Origin of the sequence: Streptomyces sp. NPDC088785 (assembly GCF_044750685.1) — a bacterium.
Lineage (GTDB): Bacteria > Actinomycetota > Actinomycetes > Streptomycetales > Streptomycetaceae > Streptomyces.
Genome location: NZ_JBIVKH010000006.1, coordinates 62,506 through 79,401, shown reverse-complemented (window position 1 = coordinate 79,401; position 16,896 = coordinate 62,506). Strand labels below are relative to the sequence as shown.

The following is a 16,896-nucleotide window of genomic DNA, read 5'->3' as shown; positions in this document are numbered from 1 at the left end:
CCGACCCGGCGCAGTCGTGCGGCCCCGGTACCGGTACCGGCGTGGCTCATGTCCGGGACGGCCGGGCGAGCGCGGTGGCCTGTTCCAACCGCAGTGCCGTGTCCAGCAACCCGACGTGGCTGAAGGCCTGCGGGAAGTTGCCGACCTGACGCCGACGCCGCCCGTCCCACTCCTCGGCGAGCAGTCCGAGGTCGTTGCGGGTGCTCAGGATCCGATCGAAGAGCTCCCGTGCCTCGTCCACCCGTCCGAGCAGGGCGAGATCGTCCGCGAGCCAGAACGAGCACGCCAGGAACGCTCCCTCGTCGCCGGGCAGTCCGTCGGTTCCCACCCGTGCGCCGTCGGTGTCGTAGCGCCGTACGAAGCCGTCGGGGGTGGTCAGCTCACGCTGGACCGCCTCGATGGTTCCCACCACTCGGGGATCGTCCGGCGGCAGAAAGCCCGTCTGCGGGATCAGCAGCGTGGCGGCGTCCAGTTCCCGCGAGCCGTACGCCTGCGTGAAGGCATTGCGTCCCGGGTCGTAACCGCGCGCGCAGACGTCACGGTGAATGGTCTCGCGCAGGCTCCTCCAGCGTTCCAGCGGGCCGCTCACGACCCCGGATTCGAGCAGCCCGACGGTACGGTCGACCGCCACCCAGGCCATGACCTTGGAGTGCACGTAGTGGCGCCGTGGCCCCCGCACCTCCCACATGCCCGCGTCGGGCTCCTGCCAGCGCTCCTCAAGAGAGCGGATCAGTGTCACCTGGAGGTGATCGGCCGGACCCGCGGGCAGACCGGCCCGACGGGCCCGGTGGAGGGTCTCCGCCAGCTCGCCGAACACGTCCAGCTGCACCTGCAAGCGGGCCGCGTTGCCCACCCGTACGGGCCGGGCGTTCTCGTAGCCGGAGAGCCAGTCCAGCTCGCGTTCCGGGAACTGCCGCTCTCCGGCGATGCCGTACATGATCTGGAGGTTCTCCGGATCGCCCGCGACGGCCCGCACCAGCCACGACGCCCAGGCCCGCGCCTCGGACCGGTACCCGGTGCGCAGCAGAGCGGACAGGGTGACGGCCGCGTCGCGCAGCCAGCAGAAGCGGTAGTCCCAGTTGCGGACGCCGTCCAGGTCCTCGGGCAGCGACGTGGTGGGGGCGGCGACGATGCCGCCCGTCGGGGCATGGCTGAGTGCCTTCAAGGTGAGCAGCGAGCGCACCACGGCGTCCCGGTACGGCCCGTCGTACGTGCACCGGCCGGCCCAGCCCGTCCAGAACTTCTCCGTCTCCTCCAGGGCCCTCTCCGCGTCGGGTACGGCGGGGAGCGGCAGATGGGAGGGGTTCCAGGTGAGGGAGAAGGCGGCGCGCTCCCCCTGGGCGACGGTGAAGTCCGAGCAGGTCGTCAGGTCCGCGCCGTACGTGGGTACGTCGGTGTCGAGGCACAGGGAGTCGGGCCCGGCGACGGCCCGGGTGCGGGTCCCCCGGGTCTCCACCCAGGGCACCACGGACCCGTAGTCCATGCGCATCCGGAGCCGGGACGCCATCGCCACGTGTCCGTCGACCCCCTCGACGATGCGCATGAGGCGCGGCGGGTCGTCCCCCCTGGGCGGCATGAAATCAATGACGTTCACGCTGCCGGTGGCGGTGTCCCACCTGTTCTCCAGTACGAGGGTGTGGCCGCGGTAACGACGTCCGGTGGATTCCGGGTCGCACCCCTCGGCGGTCGCGGGGCCGAGGCGCCAGAAGCCGTTCCCCTCGGTCCCCAGCAGGTTCGCGAAAATGGCGGGCGAGTCGAAACGCGGCAGGCACGCCCACTCCACCGTCCCGTCCCTGCCGATCAGAGCGGCGGTCTGCATGTCGCTGACGAGTCCGAAATCCTCAATGCGACGCTGAGGCATGGCGAGTCCGTTCTCCGCATCTCTCCGTCTCTCTGCGCATCGACCGGAGATCTCGGTTCTCAGGTACCCGGGCGGTCCGGCATCTCCCTTCGGCACCGCGATCGTTGGGTGAATGCGTTGAATGCCGGCGATCTCGTCGCCGATGTGCCCCCGGCCGCGGCCGGACCACTCTCAACGCGTTCACGCATCGGCCGCCCGGGTCCCGTTCGGCGGGCAGGGCGACGGGCACGCGTTCCATCAGGAAAAGGCCGGTGCCTCGGAGGAACCGCGAGGGCACACCACGTCCCGCCGGGCGGGCAGCCGCCCGCGCCCGCCGTAGCCGTACAGGGGCGGACGGCGTGTGCCGAGCCCCCTTCCACGGACAAACGGAATCTGGAGACCGAACATGCTCGTCGCCCTGGTCGCCCACGACAACTGCAAGTCCCTGCTCACCGACTGGTCCATCCGCCACCACGAGACGCTCACCCGTCACCGCCTCATGGCGACCGCCACCACCGGCGGCTGGCTGACCAGCCACCTGGAGCTGCCGGTGGACACCGTCAATTCCGGCCCCTGGGGAGGGGACCAGCAGATCGGCAGCACCATCGCCGAGGGACGTCTGGGAGCCCTGGTCTTCTTCTGGGACCCCCTGGCTTCCCATCCGCACCACGCCGACGTCCAGGCCCTGCTCCGCCTCGCCACCCTCCACGACGTCCCCACCGCCACCAACCCGGCCACCGCCGACCTCCTCGTCGAAAGCCTCCTCACCGCGACCGCACCGGGCGTCCTCACACCCACGCCGCACCGTCCCCCCGCACGCCGCGCCCCCGACGCGTGACAGCCCGGGCCACGCCGGGACGCCCGAGCATCGGTCCCGGCAGCGCCGCGCTCGCGGGCGTACCCTTCCGTCCGCCGGGACCGACGTGGACGCGGTGAGCAGATGAGGAGGCGCAGGCGGACGCGGTTGCGGACCCCCCGGACTGCGATGACGGTGGAAGGGCTCACACCCCTCTCCCGGTGGATCGGATCGGAGTCCGTATGGACGCTCAGACGTTGAAGCAGCAGATCGCCACGGCTCACGAGACGGCGCGGGCCGACGAGGGGTACTGGCTCGGCATGGCGGCCTTCCGCTACGGCTTCCCGCTCCTGGAGATGCACCGCAGCCTGTGGGAGTGGCACGTCGACACCACGGCGCCGACACACCTCGGCGCGATCAACGAGATCCACCACACACCGCGGCGCGCGGAGCCGAAGGACACGTACTTCGTCACGCCGATCGTCGACGCCCCGTACTCGCGCACCTTCGTGGACCTGTCCGGCGGCGCGGTGGTCCTCACCGTGCCGCCCGTCACCGACCGCTATTTCACGGTGCAGCTGCTGGACATGTACACCAACAGCTTCGGCTACGTCGGCACCCGCATGGGCGACACCACCGGCGGCGACTACCTGCTGGCCGGGCCCGGCTGGCGCGGCACGGTCCCCGACGGCATCACCCGGGTGATCACCGCTCCCACTCCCCTGGTCTGCCTCCTGGCCCGCGTCACGATCCTCGACGACGACGTCCCCGCCGCCGTGGCCCTCCAGGAGCGGATCGCCCTGCGCCCCGCCGACCCGGCCGCGCCCAAGCCCGACCCGTCGGCCAACCCGCCCGCCCGCGACTGGCGGAGCGAGGGAGGCGACCCGCTGGACTTCTACCGGATGCTCGCCGACTGCCTGAGCGCGAGCCCGCCCCCGGCCGCCGACGCCGGCGTCCTCGGCCTGATCGCCCGCATCGGCATCACCCCGCACCACCCCTTCGACGCCTCCCGGCTCCACCCCGCGGCCGTCGACGGCCTGCGCCGGGCCGTCGCCGACGGGCTGCGCGACCTGTACGCGGACATGCCGTTCGCCGGGCCGTCCCGCAACGGCTGGGTCATGGTCGACGTCGACACCATCGGCGACTGGGGCACCGACTACTTCTCGCGCCTGGAGATCGCCCAGCTCGGCCTGCTCGCCAACAGCGCGAAGGAGGCGTACTACATCGGCGCCATCCTCGACGGCGACGGCGACCCGCTCTCCGGCGAGCACCGCTACGAGATGCGCTTCGGGCCGGACGACTTCCCGCCGGTCGACGCCTTCTGGTCGGTCACCATGTATCTCAACCCGCAGGGTTTCCTCGTCGAGAACCCGATCGGCCGATACCACCTCGGCAGTCTCACCAAGGACCTCGTGTACGGCCCCGACGGCTCCCTCACGCTGTACCTCCAGCGCGAGAATCCGGGCCCGGACAAGGAGGCCAACTGGCTGCCGACCACCGAGCCCGGCGTCCTGTTCCGGCTGATCCTGCGCCAGTACCTGCCCACGCCGGACATCCTCACCGGCCGGTACGCACCCCCGCCCGTCGTCCGCGTCGACCGCTGAACGCGAACGCGCGCACGTTCCCGTCGCGGGGCACCGCGAGGCGGGCGAGAGTGGGAGTCCCGTTTGGGGTGGGAGGCGGTGGACAACCGGGCCACGTGAAGAGGTCCGCGCACCTGCGTCCGCCCTCGTCCGGAAGGAGAACGACATGCCTGCGGGCTCGAATGCGAAGCGTGAGCGCCAGTATGAGCACATCAAGGAGAGCGCCGAGAAGCGCGGCGTCTCCACGGGACGGGCGAAGGAGATCGCCGCGCGGACGGTGAACAAGGAACGGGCGCGTGCCGGGGAGTCCGAGACGGCGAGCAAGACCTCCACCCGCGACAGGAAGTCCGCCTCGCAGCGCGGCGGCGAGCGCTCCCACAGCGGGGCCCAGGGCCGCACCAGGGACCAGCTCTACGCGGAGGCCAGGAAGCGCGGCGTGAAGGGCCGGTCGTCGATGACGAAGCAGCAACTGCTGGAGGCCCTGGACCGCTGACCCGGGCCGTACAGCACCACCCCCGGCCCGCCCCGGCCGCGCCGGTGCACGGCCGGGACGGGCCGGGGGTGGTCGTCGACGGCGACCGACGGGCTCAGCCGTAGCGGTTGATCCTGGGGAACTTCGCGGTGGTGTCGACGTAGTACTTGCGGACCTGCGGGCCGAAGCCGCCCTCCTCGTCACCGAGGAGCATCGACTTGACGACCTCCAGGCTCCTCGCCGTGGTGAACTCCTCCGGCTTCGTCCCGGGCTCCCCTCCGACCAGCGTCGTCCACGCCGCCCGGGACTCCACCGTGGCGCTGACGTCCGGGTCGAGTCCCAGGTAGTAGACGTGGTCGTCGGCGTCCTTCCCGACGGCCAGGAAGACGATCACGTGGAAGCCGCTGGTGAACTTGCTCCGGGCCCCGCCCACGTGCTCGGCCGGCCCGTTGACGTACACGGCGCGCTCGGCCTTCAGGGCCGTGTCGATGCCGGCCCACGCGGCCGGGGCACTCATCACCGACCCGAGGTCGGCCGGCGTGAAGAGACCGCCCTTCCCGGGGCTCAGCAGCGCGCCGATGGCCTTGGCGCGCCCCTGGCAGTTGCTGTCCTTCATCTTCCCGAACGTGGCATCGACCGGCATCTGGAGCCAGCACGAGAGGCGCTCGATGCCGGTACCGCCCTCCGTCGCGTCCACCGCCTTCGCGATCCGGTCCCTGATGTCCTTGAGCCCCGGCGTGGGCTTGTCGCCGGTCTGTACGTACGCCTGCTTGATCACGAAGCATCCCCCTCGGTCCGGGCTCCCCTTGAACCCCCACCCTGATGCACGGAGCGTACCCACGCGGGAGCGGAGCGTGAAGACCCCGGGGGCGGCCGGGAGGGGCGGACCGGCGCGGCGGGCGGGGAGTCAGCGCGCCGACGCCACCAGGGGGTAGTGGTCGGACAGGTCGGAGTACGTGTAGCTCCTGCCCCAGCTCGACACGGTCCAGGGGGCGCTGTGCGCGGCGACGACGTCGTTGTTCCAGGCGGCGGGGCGGGCGTGCCCCTGCCGGAAGAGGACGTGGTCGAGGTCCTCGCGCGGGTCGTCGGGGTAGCGGTAGCGGGCGATGGAGTTGTCCTGGGTGTCGAAGGAGTACGGGTGCCCCGTGCGGCTGTCGGCGGGGGTCAGGCCCGCGTTCGTGAGCATCGAGGCGTACTCGGATCCGTGCGAGTCCACGTTCATGTCCCCGGCGACGATCACCTCCTCGGCCGAGGGGATGTGCTTGGCGTCGAGGAACGCGGCGATGTCCTTGAACTGCCGGGCCCGGTCGGCCTGTGCCTCGCCCGCGCCGCATCCCGAGTCCGTCGACTGGGTGTGCGTTCCGACGACGTGCACCTTCGTGCCGCCGACGTCGAGGACCGCGTAGAGGAATCCCTTGTTGGACCACCAGTCGGAGCCGCAGGCGTCCGCGTAGACGTGCTGTTCCCTGTGCACGACCGGCCACTTGCTGAGCAGGGTGACCCCGCCGTCCTCCGGGGTGGTGGACGAGTAGGCGCCGCTGGTGGCGTCCCAGCCGCTCGTGCTCCGTCCCACGACGGGGGTCTGGTAGGGGTAGGCGGCGGACGCGGCCCGCTTGAGGCTGTCCGACGCGGAGTTGTCGAACGCCTCCTGGAGGACGACGACGTCGTTGCCCTGGAAGAAGGCGGCGCGGGGGATCTCGCCCGCCCGGTGCTCCTGTCCCCAGTTGGGATACAGGCTCTGGCTCATCAGGAACGTGTTGTACGTCAGCACGCGCAGCGCGGGGACCGGGTCCGCCGCGTGGACGGCCGGGGCCGGTGCCAGGGCCGCGGCCAGGGTGAGCACGGCGCAGGAGACGATCCGGTGCGGACGGAGGCGGGGAACACGCGGCAAGGGGACTCCCGGGGCGACGGATTCGGCGGGGCGGAGGACAGTTCAGACAGGGCCGGTGACGTCGGGGCGTGCGCGGGGTGGCGCCCGGTCGACGATCAGCCGGACGCGCGGCGCGCGGTCACGGAGCGGCGAGGAACGCGCGGACCCCCGCTGCCACGGCGTCGTCGCTGAGCAGTGCGTTGTGGTCGAGGCAGCCGGCCGCCGTGTTGGCGGCGCCGGTGAGCGGCACACTGCTGTCGGGGTTGATCACCTCGTCGCAGTCCGACCAGAACGTGGCGTACCGCGTGGCTCCCGGGGTCTCGTCCCCGGCGGCCAGGCGCTTCTGGACATAGCTCCCCGGCGACATGTCCCGGCACGCCTGGTCCCAGGCCGCGCACGCCCACGCCGTGTAGGTGCCGTGGTTGGGGCCGCCGAGCGAGACCAGGTGGGCGACCCGGGCCGTCCCGCCGCCGAAGGCGAGGTACCAGCGCGCGGGCAGGCTGCCGAAGGAGTGCGCGACGACGTCGACCTGGTCGGCGCCGGTGCGGCCGCGCACCTCCTCCACGTACGCGGCGAAGCGGTCGGCGAGGGTCTCGTTGACCGACGCGTGCGTGTCGTAGGACCAGCGGAAGATCTCCGCGTCGTCGTAGCCGGACGCCTTCAGGTCGTCCGCCAGCGAGCCCCACACCCCCGGGTCCGCGTTGTAGCCGTGCACCAGCACCACCGGCCGGTGTCCCGCCGCCGACGCCGTCGGCGCCGCCCCCAGAAGTCCGGCCAACGCGCTCAGCAGAGCCAGGAGCACGGCGCATCGACGGTGCATCGGGACCTCCGACGTTCGGGGACGGCGCGGACCCGGTGCGATCCGCTGATCACTGCTCAGGAGCTACTGGATGGTAGGGCCTTGGTCCACGGATGGACAGAGGTGCGCGCGGGGCGCACGGGGCGCGCTGCCCGCCCGCGCCCCGGGCCGGCAGGGGTACAAAGCCCTGCCGGTCGGGACGTTCGCCGTCGCGGGTGGCCGTCGGCCCGCTCGTAGCATGGCGTAACGTAGCCGAACCCCGGGATCCTCGGAGGATGATCCGCATGCACAAGGCACTGGCCACCGCCGCCCTTCTCGTCGCGTCCGTCGCCGGTGTCCTCGGCGTGGCCGCGGCGGCGGCGTTCGTCGAGTCCGAGCACCACACCGAGCCCGTCGTGCAGCCGTTCTCCGAGTAGCGGCCGCCCGGCCGGCCCGTCGGACGCGCCCCGCCGCTCAGCGGGCGACGGCGATCGTGCCCTGGAGGCGTTCCCCGGACTCGTACACCATGTACGGCACTCCGCCCTCGGTCCCGAAACTCGGCGAGGCGCTGCGGCCGTTGTCCGGAGCGCCGGTCGAGGAGTCGTAGAAGCGGCCGAGGTGCCTGCGGAGGGTGAAGTCCGCGCCGACCTCGGTGATCATGAGGTCGCCGCCGCTCTCCTTGTCCTTGTTGTAGACGACGAAGGCGCTGCCGTCGCGGGTCAGCAGGTGCGGTCCGCCGACGTTGACGGCGGCGACGTCGCTGTGGCTGACCAGTGCTTTCTGGTCGAAGGTCCAGGTGCGGCCGTCCGCCGACCAGCCCCAGTGGATGTCGCGGTGATTGGTGGTGTTGTTCAGCATGAACAGCATCACGAAGTGCGCGTTCCTCGACGGCAGTTCGTACGGGAAGACGCGGGCGTAGGAGGTCTCGGTGGTCCCCGCGGGCAGCATGGCGGTGGTCAGGACGACCTTGTCGTACGTGAAGTCGACGCCGTCCTTGGAGCGGGCCAGGCGGGTCGTGGTGTTCTCGCCGTGGAAGTAGAGCCACATCTCCTGGGCGCTGTCGTTCCACATGACGTGCGGGGAGGAGACGTGGCTGACCGCGTAGTGCGGGTCCCAGACGTTGGCGACGACCGGGTTGTGCGGGTACTCGGTGAAGGGGCCCTCGATGTGGTCCCCGTAGGCGAGGCAGATCCCGCCGGGCGCGTCGTGCGGCGCGTAGTACAGGTAGTAGCGGCCCAGCGGACGTTCGAGGCGGCCCGCGGTGCCGCGCAGGCACGGGAAGATGATCTCTCCGGTGGGGTTGTACCTGAGCTGGGCCGGGGTGAGCAGGGTCTTGACGTAGCGGTAGTCGGGGAAGCCGCCGGGAGCGGCGGCTGCCGCGACGCCGTCGGGTGTGGCGGCGTGTACGGGTCCCGCGGCCGTTCCGACGGCCACGAGGGCCGATCCGGCGGCGGCGCCTCGGAGGAAGAGGCGGCGGCTCGGGTTGTGCGACGCGGACATGCGGTGCTCCGTCCCGGAGAGGTGGATGTCTGGGTGCGTACGTACGTGCGTGCGCGTGGGTGCGGGTCGTGCCGGAGGCGGGGCGGCGCCGTGGGTGCGGTGCGTGGCTCCCGGCGCCGCCCCGGCGGGTGTTACAGGTGGACGGCGGCCGTGACGACGAAGCCGCCGAAGGCCACGAACCACACGTACGGCAGGGTGCGGACCATGACCTGCTGGGGGCTGACGCCGGAGTACTGGGCGGCCCACACGGTCTGGGTGCTCGTGGGGTCGGCCACGCCGAAGACCTGGTTGTACGAGGCGGTGATGCCCAGGACCGCGATCGCCGGGTAGATGCCGGTGGCGATGAGGACGCCCGCGATGCCGGCGCCCAGACCGTAGACGTTGAGCGGGCCGCGGTACAGGCACAGCGGCACCAGCAGGGTGAAGACCGCGACGAAGAGGATCGGGTTGTCGGGGGTGACGGCCTTGACGAGCGGTTCGAGGGCGTCGACCGCGCCCGGCAGTTTCACCGCGGCCAGCAGGATGCCGATCGCGACGAAGAGGGTGATGGGGGCGGCGGCCACCTCGAAGCCGCTGTAGAGGGTGCGCAGCAGTCGGCGGTTCATGTCCCGTGGCCGGGTGGTGGTCACCAGGGCGTAGAGGACGCCGGCGAGCAGCGAGGGGATGATCGCGATCTCGAGACCGAGGGCGAGCACCAGCGGGACGAGCGGCGTCAGCAGCGCGTACCAGGGGGCGTCGCCGAGCCGGGCGCGACGGCGCGCGGCCTTGGAGCGGGGCTCCTCGGTGCGGAAGGCCCACGCGTGCTCCACGCCGTGCCGGCGGGTCTCCACGAGGACGAACGCCACGGCGGCGGACAGCGCGAACGGGAACAGCTGGATCATGAAGTGGCGCACTTCGGGGACCGGCAGGTCGAGGGCGCTGGAGAAGAACTGCCAGACGGGCAGTTCGAAGGGCATGCCGGCGGCGATGCCCATGAGGATGGTGCCCGCCGCGGTGACCTTCGGGATGCCGACGGCGATCATCGCGGGGATGCCGATGAGGCCGGCGAGCATCGCGGCGGGCGCGGAGCCGGTGACGGTGCCGATCAGGGTGGAGACGAGGAGCACGCCGAGGGCGACGACGGTCGGCCGGTCCCCGCCGAACTCGACGATCTTGCGGACGAGGGTGCCGGCGATGCCGGTCTCGTCGAGCAGCTTGCCGAGCCAGGAACCGAGCAGGATCGCGATCATCGTCGCGGCGAGTGCGGGCGCGCCCTCCTGGAGAACGGTGTCGAGGACGCTGTTCCTGCCGGTGAGCGGGGCGCCCGACACGCAGGCGATGGCGACGGCCAGCAGGACCAGGGCGAAGGCGGTGGGGAGTTTCTTGGTGAGCATCGCGGCGACACCGGCCGCCATGATGATCAGGATGACGATGCCCATGGCTCACTTCTCTCTTGCCGGGGCCGCGGACGCGGCCAGGGCTGCGGACAGCAGGAGGGGGCTGCGGCCGAGGCCGCAGACCGTCTGCGCGTAGGCGTGTGCGGCGAGTTCCTCGGCGCCGGCGACGTGGCCGTCCACGCGGAGGCGGCCCAGGCGCAGCACGGTGTGGCCGAGGGCGGCCTTGAGCGCGGCGCGCCCGGGGCCGTGGTGCAGCCGCTCGTGCACCGTCTCGTGGGCGAGGGCGGCGGCCCGGACCGAGCCGGCCGGGAACCAGTCCCGCCACCCGTGGGCGAGGACGAGGCGCTCGGCGGCGGCCACCGAGTCGGTGTACAGCTCGACGGTGGGCGGGCGGGAGGTGTAGCGGGCGAGGAGTCCGCGCTCCAGGCCGCCGGTGCTCTCCACGATCCGCACCCGGGAGTCCGCGCCGCAGGGGGCCAGGCCGGCGCCGAACGCCGCGGCGGCCGCCGCCCACCGGCGCAGCTGGGCGGGGTCGCGGCCCTCGTGCAGGGCGAGCGAGCCGAGGAAGCGGGCGCCGTGCTCGACGTCCGCGGTCGCGGCGAGCTCCGCGCCGGCGCGGGCGGCGGTGACGGTGCTCATGAGCGTTCCTCCACGAGGGCGACGACCGCCTCGTCGGCGGGCCTGCCCTCCAGCTCGGTGCGGGCCAGGGCCAGCAGCGGCTGGGGGTCGAGGACGCCGGAGAGGTCGGCGATGCGGGAGCCGACGAGCAGCCGCAGCGCGGGGGCGCGCACCCCGCCGTCGCCGTAGGCGGTGGCCGCGTCCACGAGGGTGGCCAGGGTCTGCGGTGCGGAGCCGACGGTGCTGATCTCCACCTGTGCGTCGGCCGCGTGCAGGCGCACCACGCCGTCGGCGTCGACGACCCGTACGGGATGGTGCACGCCGCGGAACCTGCGGCGCCGTTCGGTTCCGTAGACGGTGTAGGCGCCGGTCCTGGCGAGCGTGCGGACCTCGCTCTCGGGGACCTTGAGGCTCTTGGCGGCCAGGCCGAGGCGTTCGGCGTCGTCGGCCTTGTGGGCGCGGTCCTGGGTGCGCAGTTCGGTGGCGCCGGTGGCGATCGCGCGGACCGTGTTGGTCTGCGGGTCCACGGTGACCTCCACCTCGACCGCGTCGGCGGAGGCGCCCTGGGCGATGACGGCCCGCTCGGCCTCCGCGCGGACGCCGAGGATGTCCTCCTGCCCGGCTCCGGGGATGATCCGCTCGACCTGTTCGCGGACGAGGGCGAGGGCCACGCCGATCGGGCTGATGACCTCGCTGTGGCGGGCGATGCGGCCCTCCTGGCCGGTGACCGCGGCCAGGTGGGGGGTGACGGAGGCGGCGCCACCGCCGCCGCCGACCAGGATCGCGGTGTCCTTGTCCAGGTGGTAGTCGGAGAGCAGTGCGTCGACGACCGCGCCGACCTGGGCGACGCCCGCGTCCAGGATCTGGGTCGCCGCGCCGTCCACGTCGGTGCCGAGGGCGGCGGCGAGCGGTGCGAGGGCCGCGCGGGCGACCGCCCGGTCGGCGCGGGCGAAGTCGCCTTCGGGGACCCGGCCGAGCGCGTTGGCGGCGCAGGTCATGGTGAGCGCGTACCGGCCGCCCCGGGCGTCCACGACGACGTGGTCGGCGGAGTCGTCGGGGGTGGGCCGGACGGTGGCGAGGGTGGCGCCCTCCAAGTCGGCGGCGTCGGCGAAGCAGGCGTAGGGCAGGCCGGCGATGTGTGCGCTGCGCGGGCCCACGCCGGTGACCCGGCCGCCGCCGACGCGGACCATCGAGCCGCCGCCGACGCCGACGGTGCGCACGTCGAGCGCGGAGAGGTAGGAGCCCTTGCCGAGCAGCGTGGCGTGGGTGACCGCGACCTTGCCGCGGCGCACGACGCTGATGTCGGTGGAGGTGCCGCCGGTCTCCAGGAAGACGCCCTCGCTGACACGCTCCTGCATGAGTGCGCCCGCGACTCCGGCGGCGGGCCCGGACAGGACGGTGAGCAGGGGGCGCCGGCGCATCTCGTCGAGGGACATGACGCCGCCGTCGCAGCGCATCACCATCAGCGGGGCGGTGACGCCCGCCTTGGTGATGGAGGCGTCCACGAGGTCCGCGGTGGCGAACATCCTGGGCAGGATCGCCGCGTTGACGACGGCCGTCCTGGTGCGCTTGTGCAGGCCGTACAGGGAGGTGATGTCGTGGGCGGCGGTCATCGGCACGCCCCGGGCGGCGGCCACCTCGCGCACCGCGTCCTCGCCCTCGGGGCGGTCGACGCTGAAGGGCTGCGTGGCGACGACGACCCGGGCCCCGGCGCGGATCACCTCGTCGACGGCGCGTTCCACCGCGGCCCGGTCGTCGGGGTCGGCCACGTGCGCGTAGACGAGCGGGAACTTCTTCCCCGGGACGAGGTCGGTCCTGCCGAGGGCGGCGAGGCGCTTGGTGAAGGCCGCTCCCGCTCCGCCGCCGAGCCCGACGAGACCGACGGTCGCCACGTCGCCCTCCAGGAGGGCGTTGGTAGCCTGTGTCGTGCCGTGGGCCAGGAAGGAGACGTCCTCAGGGGCGTTTCCGGTCTGTTCCAGCAGTCGGTCGAGCGCTTCCACGATTCCGTGGGCGACGCCGTCCTCGTGATGGTGGCTGGTGGGAACCTTCACCTGCCCCACGAGGGCGAGGGTCGTGGCGTCCACGGCCACGGCGTCGGTGAAGGTTCCGCCCACGTCGATGCCGACGCGGATGCGGTGAGTGGTCATTGGTCCGGGCACCTCCTTGTGCTCTGTCGGCGCTGACGCGGGCGGTGGGCCGGACGGGTCAGGTGGAGCTGAACCGTCCGGCCGTCCCGCCCCCGGGCGGCCGGGCGCGCCGTGCTGCTTCCCGGTCTCCGGTGGGTCTCTCGGTTCTCCGGTGGGTCTCTCGGTTCTCCGGTGGGTCTCCCGGTTCGCCGGTGGGTCTCCCGGTTCGCCGGTGGGTCTTTCAGTAGCCGCGTACCTGCGGCCAGTGGCGCTCGACGCCGGAGCGTTCCAGCAGGGCGGCGAACGTCTCGAAGTGCTTGTCCTCGGCCTGTACCGCGCGCGGCTCCAGGCCTTCGTCGAGGCAGTGCGCGGCGAGGGCTCCGGCGACCTCGCCGACGTTCCACTCGACCGGGTGGAGCCGGTAGCAGCCGTTGGTGATGTGGGTGGTGCCGATGTTCTTGCCGGCCGGCAGCAGGTTGCTCACCCGGCGCGGGATCAGCGCGCCGAGCGGGATCTCGAAGGGCACCGAGCCGATGTCGATGTAGTTGTCGCCGCCGGTCGAGGGGTGCAGGTCGATGCGGTAGCTGCCGACGCCGACCGAGTCGCGGTGGCGGGTGCCGCCGGTGGGGCCCACCAGGTCGATCGCGACGTCCTGCTCGGTGACGGTCGTGACGGCCTTGATCCGGCGCGACTCGCGCACGTAGGGGGCCTTGGCGAGACCGTCCTCGGTGCCGACGACGTCGGGGCGCAGCCGCAGGCCGGGGAAGCCCGTGCCGCCGTCGGCGCGGGGGGCCTCGGTCTGAAGCCAGTAGAGGACGGACAGCGACAGCTGCTTGGCCTCGCGGACCGCCTCGGCGGAGGCCTGCGCGCCGGCGCCGATCAGCGGCTTGAGCCAGTAGTCGTTGAGCGGCCAGTTGACGAGCGTGATGTCGGAGTCGAAGGCGCCGTCCTGGTGCAGCTTGCGGGCCAGGATGCGGCGGAAGCCGAAGAGTTCCTTGTCGCCCGCGTCGGCGGACTGGTCGGCGCTGACGGCGAGCGGATCGATTTCCGGGTTCGGTACGAAGGTGCGCGGGACGGCCTCCAGGCTGCGCGGGTCGGGGGCCAGGAAGCCGAGCAGCGGGCCGGGCCAGAAGTCGGGCGTGTAGGCGCGCCAGAAGTCGTAGTCGGCGGGGCGTTCGATCGTGTGGTCCTCCCCCTCGTGGTGGGAGAGGGCGAAGCAGAAGGTGATGCCCTGCTGGTTGAGCGGGTCGGCCTGCTCGGAGGCGTGCGGCTCCCCGAACTCGGCGCGGGACTCGGCGCCCAGCGCGTGCTCGACGCCGGCCAGTTCGAGCAGTTCGCCCGTCTCGGTGGCGTCCAGGACGTACGGGGCGGTGAATGTGCGCCGGCCGCCGCCCCGCAGGTCCTCCAGCGTGACGGAGCGCACCGTGTCGCCCTCGGTCCCGGCGGCGACGGGGCGGTGCTCGGTGAGCAGGGTGAGGCGGCCGGAGGCGCGGTGCGGGGCGAGCATGCCCTCCAGCGCGGCGAGGGCGGCGCGGGGTTCGGCGCACAGCTTGCTGACGCGTCCGGCGCCGGGGTTGAGGCCGGGGAGGGCGGCGGCCTCGGCGCGCAGCGGGTACCAGTCGCGGTAGTAGCCGCGGATCGCTTCGCGCAGGGCGCGGTAGGAGGCGGTGACGCCGAACTGCTCGACCCACGGGTGTTCGTCCGGGGGTACGGCCTGCGAGGTGAGCTGGCCCCCGATCCAGTCGGTCTCCTCGGTGAGGACGACCGTGCGTCCGGCGCGGCAGGCGGCGAGGGCGGCGGCGACGCCGCCGAGCCCGGCGCCGACGACCAGGATGTCGGGTTGGGTGTTCACTGACTCTCCTTGTGGTGCGGGTTGCGCTCTTGGTGCGGGTAGCGCTCTTGGTGCGGGTGGTACTGGTGGTCTCCGAACGCGGGGGGCTCCGGTGGCCCCGGTGACTCAAGTGGCCCTGGTGGCTGCGGTGGCGCCCCCGGCGTGCGGGTGCGCGAAGACAACCGGGACGCGGAGCCGCCGGCCGGGGTGCGGAGCAGGTGGCCGGGGCGCCTTACGGCTGCCCGGACCGCGGATCAGGTGCCCGGGGGCGGGGGCCCGGCGGTCGCCCCCGGGCGGTAGAGGCAGGCCACCAGGGGTTCGGTCGCCTCCTCGCCCGCGACGAGGGCCGCGAGCAGCCGGACCGCGGCGGCCCCGAGCTGCGGGCGGGGGATGTCGAACCCGGTGGGGACCGGCTCCGCCGCGAGGTCGGGCGGCGGGCTGCCGAGCAGGGCCAGGCTCAGGTCCCGCGGGCACTCCAGGCCGGAGTCCCGGACGGCGGCCCGCAGGGCGCGCCACGCGGTGCCGGTGTCGGTCTCCTCGGCGACCAGTGCGGTGACCCCCTCGTCCAGCCACTGCCGCAGCCGTGCGGGGGTGAGCCGGGCCGCGGGGTCCGCCGTACGGAAGACCGCCTCGGGTCCCGCCGGCAGCCCGGCCTGCTCCAGCCCCTTGAGGAAGCCGTGTTCGCGGTCGGTCGAGGCCGGTGCCTCGTCGTCCTCGCGGACCAGCACGACGCGCCGGTGGCCGAGTCCGGCGAGCCGGGTGACGACCTCGTGGCTCGCGCTCACATAGTCGGCGCCGACCCAGGCCAGCCCCTCCAGTTCGTCCCTGCGGCCCACGTGCACGACGGGGAAGCCGTCGCCGACCAGGCGCCGCAGTTCGTCGGTGGGCGCGTGGCGGCCGAGGAACAGGCAGCCGTCGGCCAGCCGGACCCGGCTCAGCGCGTCCGGTCCGCCCGCTCCCGCGCCGCCGGAGCTCGACCCGGTGAACAGCACCAGGTCGTAGCCGCGCGCGGCGGCCTCCTGCTCTACGCCGACCAGGAAGGGGTAGTACGAGTGCTGCACGTCCGTCGGGAAGGTCGCGGTGAAGCTGAAGACGCCGAGCAGGTCATTGCGGGCGGCGGCGAGTCGGCGGGCGGCCGGGTCGGGCACGTAGCCCAGGCTGCTCGCGGCGTCGAGGACCTTCTGCCGGGTCTCCTCGGAGATCGCGACGCCCTCCTTCTTGGCACCCAGCACGAGTGAGACGGTCGCCTGCGAGACGCCGGCCAGCCGGGCCACTTCGGCCTGGCGCGGCCGGGAGGTGCGGCCTCCGGGCACGGGGGTCCGCCCCGGCCTGGCGCGCTTCTTGGGATCCGTCATCGACGCTCCTTCACGTGGGCCGCCGGAGTCGGTACGGGGGCGACCTCTTCGTTAATGCGTATTAGTAATGCGCATTAATGGCACTCTGATCCTCGCCGGAGCGCGCGTCAAGAGTCGTGCCAGAACTTTTTCGCCACCGGATTCACGCCACATTGGCGCCACCTCCGCGCCAGATGGAACGCGCCAGATGGAACGCGCGAGGCGGAACGTGCGAGGTGGACCCCGCCCCACACCCCGGCGCCGCCGCCGAGAGGCCCGAGCTCCTCGACCGGCCCCGGAGGGAATCGCCGCCGCCCCACCCCCTGCTCGGCACCTCCGGACACTTTCCGACACCCCCGCGCGCACAGCAGCCCCGGAGACGCGTGATCCGGCCGTGCACACCTCAGTCCGGTCCTTCGCCCCTCCCCCGCGCGTGACCTCGGCGCCGGAGGCGCGGCCACCCCCGACGGGCCGTCCGCGCGCGGCGGCCGGGCGCGCGGGCGGGCCCAATTCGCCGCCACGCGAACGGAGTTCCTCCGGTACGCCGACCACTCCGAAAGGCGTGTCGGCGCAGGCAGGGGGGCTGTCGGCAGCCCGATCCGGACAGTCACTCTGGTCCAGACCATTGACCCACCGCGTGCCGCCTCTCTAACATCTGCGACACCGCGCCGCCTTCCTCACCGGCACCGGCGCCCCCGCCCTCTCGCGATGCGTGCAGCCGCGACCTACGCACAGTTCCAGCCATGTTCCGGTCCCAGCGGCCCGTCGCCAG

At 72.9% G+C, this 16,896-nt stretch carries 14 protein-coding genes; 4 read left to right on the top strand and 10 right to left on the bottom strand.

What is annotated here, in order from left to right:
• Positions 1-46: 46 nt before the first annotated feature.
• Positions 47-1,861, bottom strand: coding sequence for a glycoside hydrolase family 15 protein (locus ACIP5K_RS19195; RefSeq protein ID WP_401410949.1), 1,815 nt, complete (start codon positions 1,859-1,861; stop codon positions 47-49).
• Positions 1,862-2,246: 385 nt separating this feature from the next.
• On the opposite strand from ACIP5K_RS19195, the gene ACIP5K_RS19190 reads away from it, so the two are divergent.
• The 3 genes from ACIP5K_RS19190 to ACIP5K_RS19180 all read left to right on the top strand — a co-directional run bounded on the left by ACIP5K_RS19190 (position 2,247) and on the right by ACIP5K_RS19180 (position 4,712).
• Positions 2,247-2,678 (top strand): methylglyoxal synthase, encoded by a 432-nt coding sequence (locus ACIP5K_RS19190; RefSeq protein WP_401410948.1) that lies wholly within the window; start codon positions 2,247-2,249, stop codon positions 2,676-2,678.
• Between the two features lie 200 nt (positions 2,679-2,878).
• Positions 2,879-4,240: a DUF1254 domain-containing protein gene (locus ACIP5K_RS19185; protein WP_401410946.1), complete on the top strand. Its 1,362-nt coding sequence runs from the start codon at positions 2,879-2,881 to the stop codon at positions 4,238-4,240.
• Between the two features lie 145 nt (positions 4,241-4,385).
• Complete coding sequence (locus ACIP5K_RS19180; RefSeq protein WP_401410945.1) at positions 4,386-4,712, top strand: plasmid stabilization protein; 327 nt, start codon at positions 4,386-4,388, stop codon at positions 4,710-4,712.
• Positions 4,713-4,806: 94 nt separating this feature from the next.
• On the opposite strand, the gene ACIP5K_RS19175 is transcribed toward ACIP5K_RS19180, so the two are convergent.
• The 3 genes from ACIP5K_RS19175 to ACIP5K_RS19165 all read right to left on the bottom strand — a co-directional run bounded on the left by ACIP5K_RS19175 (position 4,807) and on the right by ACIP5K_RS19165 (position 7,363).
• On the bottom strand, positions 4,807-5,469 hold the full coding sequence (locus ACIP5K_RS19175) for a hypothetical protein (RefSeq protein ID WP_401410944.1): 663 nt from the start codon (positions 5,467-5,469) through the stop codon (positions 4,807-4,809).
• A 129-nt stretch (positions 5,470-5,598) separates the two neighbouring features.
• A complete protein-coding gene (sph, locus tag ACIP5K_RS19170; protein WP_401410942.1) occupies positions 5,599-6,582 on the bottom strand; it encodes a sphingomyelin phosphodiesterase in 984 nt (327 codons plus the stop codon).
• A gap of 118 nt (positions 6,583-6,700) precedes the next feature.
• The gene (locus ACIP5K_RS19165) at positions 6,701-7,363 is read right to left on the bottom strand and encodes an esterase/lipase family protein (RefSeq protein WP_401410941.1); all 663 of its coding nucleotides are present in this window, start codon (positions 7,361-7,363) and stop codon (positions 6,701-6,703) included.
• Between the two features lie 281 nt (positions 7,364-7,644).
• Here ACIP5K_RS19165 and ACIP5K_RS19160 point away from each other — a divergent pair, with 281 nt between their 5' ends.
• Positions 7,645-7,776: a hypothetical protein gene (locus ACIP5K_RS19160; RefSeq protein ID WP_401410940.1), complete on the top strand. Its 132-nt coding sequence runs from the start codon at positions 7,645-7,647 to the stop codon at positions 7,774-7,776.
• A gap of 37 nt (positions 7,777-7,813) precedes the next feature.
• Here the strand turns inward: ACIP5K_RS19160 and ACIP5K_RS19155 are convergent, their stop codons facing one another.
• The 6 genes from ACIP5K_RS19155 to ACIP5K_RS19130 all read right to left on the bottom strand — a co-directional run bounded on the left by ACIP5K_RS19155 (position 7,814) and on the right by ACIP5K_RS19130 (position 16,145).
• Positions 7,814-8,839: a hypothetical protein gene (locus tag ACIP5K_RS19155; RefSeq protein ID WP_401410939.1), complete on the bottom strand. Its 1,026-nt coding sequence runs from the start codon at positions 8,837-8,839 to the stop codon at positions 7,814-7,816.
• 131 nt (positions 8,840-8,970) lie between these two features.
• Complete coding sequence (locus ACIP5K_RS19150; RefSeq protein ID WP_401410937.1) at positions 8,971-10,257, bottom strand: transporter; 1,287 nt, start codon at positions 10,255-10,257, stop codon at positions 8,971-8,973.
• 3 nt (positions 10,258-10,260) lie between these two features.
• Positions 10,261-10,854, bottom strand: a complete 594-nt coding sequence (locus ACIP5K_RS19145) for a hypothetical protein (protein ID WP_401410935.1) — start codon at positions 10,852-10,854, stop codon at positions 10,261-10,263.
• Positions 10,851-12,980 carry a hydantoinase/oxoprolinase family protein gene (locus ACIP5K_RS19140; RefSeq protein ID WP_401410934.1) on the bottom strand — a complete coding sequence of 710 codons (2,130 nt, stop codon included), beginning with the start codon at positions 12,978-12,980 and terminating at the stop codon, positions 10,851-10,853. The genes ACIP5K_RS19145 and ACIP5K_RS19140 overlap by 4 nt, the downstream gene beginning before the upstream one ends.
• A 220-nt stretch (positions 12,981-13,200) precedes the next feature.
• On the bottom strand, positions 13,201-14,811 hold the full coding sequence (locus ACIP5K_RS19135) for an FAD-dependent oxidoreductase (RefSeq protein WP_401410933.1): 1,611 nt from the start codon (positions 14,809-14,811) through the stop codon (positions 13,201-13,203).
• 233 nt (positions 14,812-15,044) lie between these two features.
• Positions 15,045-16,145: a LacI family DNA-binding transcriptional regulator gene (locus tag ACIP5K_RS19130; RefSeq protein ID WP_401410931.1), complete on the bottom strand. Its 1,101-nt coding sequence runs from the start codon at positions 16,143-16,145 to the stop codon at positions 15,045-15,047.
• Between the last annotated feature and the right edge of the window lie 751 nt (positions 16,146-16,896).

Bases quoted from the DNA above. Each gene is read 5' to 3' on its own strand.
- ACIP5K_RS19180 (WP_401410945.1), top strand. From the start codon at position 4,386: ATGCCTGCGGGCTCGAATGCGAAGCGTGAGCGCCAGTATGAGCACATC.
- ACIP5K_RS19185 (WP_401410946.1), top strand. From the start codon at position 2,879: ATGGACGCTCAGACGTTGAAGCAGCAGATCGCCACGGCTCACGAGACG.
- ACIP5K_RS19130 (WP_401410931.1), bottom strand. From the start codon at position 16,145: ATGACGGATCCCAAGAAGCGCGCCAGGCCGGGGCGGACCCCCGTGCCC.
- ACIP5K_RS19155 (WP_401410939.1), bottom strand. From the start codon at position 8,839: ATGTCCGCGTCGCACAACCCGAGCCGCCGCCTCTTCCTCCGAGGCGCC.
- ACIP5K_RS19195 (WP_401410949.1), bottom strand. From the start codon at position 1,861: ATGCCTCAGCGTCGCATTGAGGATTTCGGACTCGTCAGCGACATGCAG.
- ACIP5K_RS19140 (WP_401410934.1), bottom strand. From the start codon at position 12,980: ATGACCACTCACCGCATCCGCGTCGGCATCGACGTGGGCGGAACCTTC.
- ACIP5K_RS19190 (WP_401410948.1), top strand. From the start codon at position 2,247: ATGCTCGTCGCCCTGGTCGCCCACGACAACTGCAAGTCCCTGCTCACC.
- ACIP5K_RS19160 (WP_401410940.1), top strand. From the start codon at position 7,645: ATGCACAAGGCACTGGCCACCGCCGCCCTTCTCGTCGCGTCCGTCGCC.
- ACIP5K_RS19145 (WP_401410935.1), bottom strand. From the start codon at position 10,854: ATGAGCACCGTCACCGCCGCCCGCGCCGGCGCGGAGCTCGCCGCGACC.
- ACIP5K_RS19150 (WP_401410937.1), bottom strand. From the start codon at position 10,257: ATGGGCATCGTCATCCTGATCATCATGGCGGCCGGTGTCGCCGCGATG.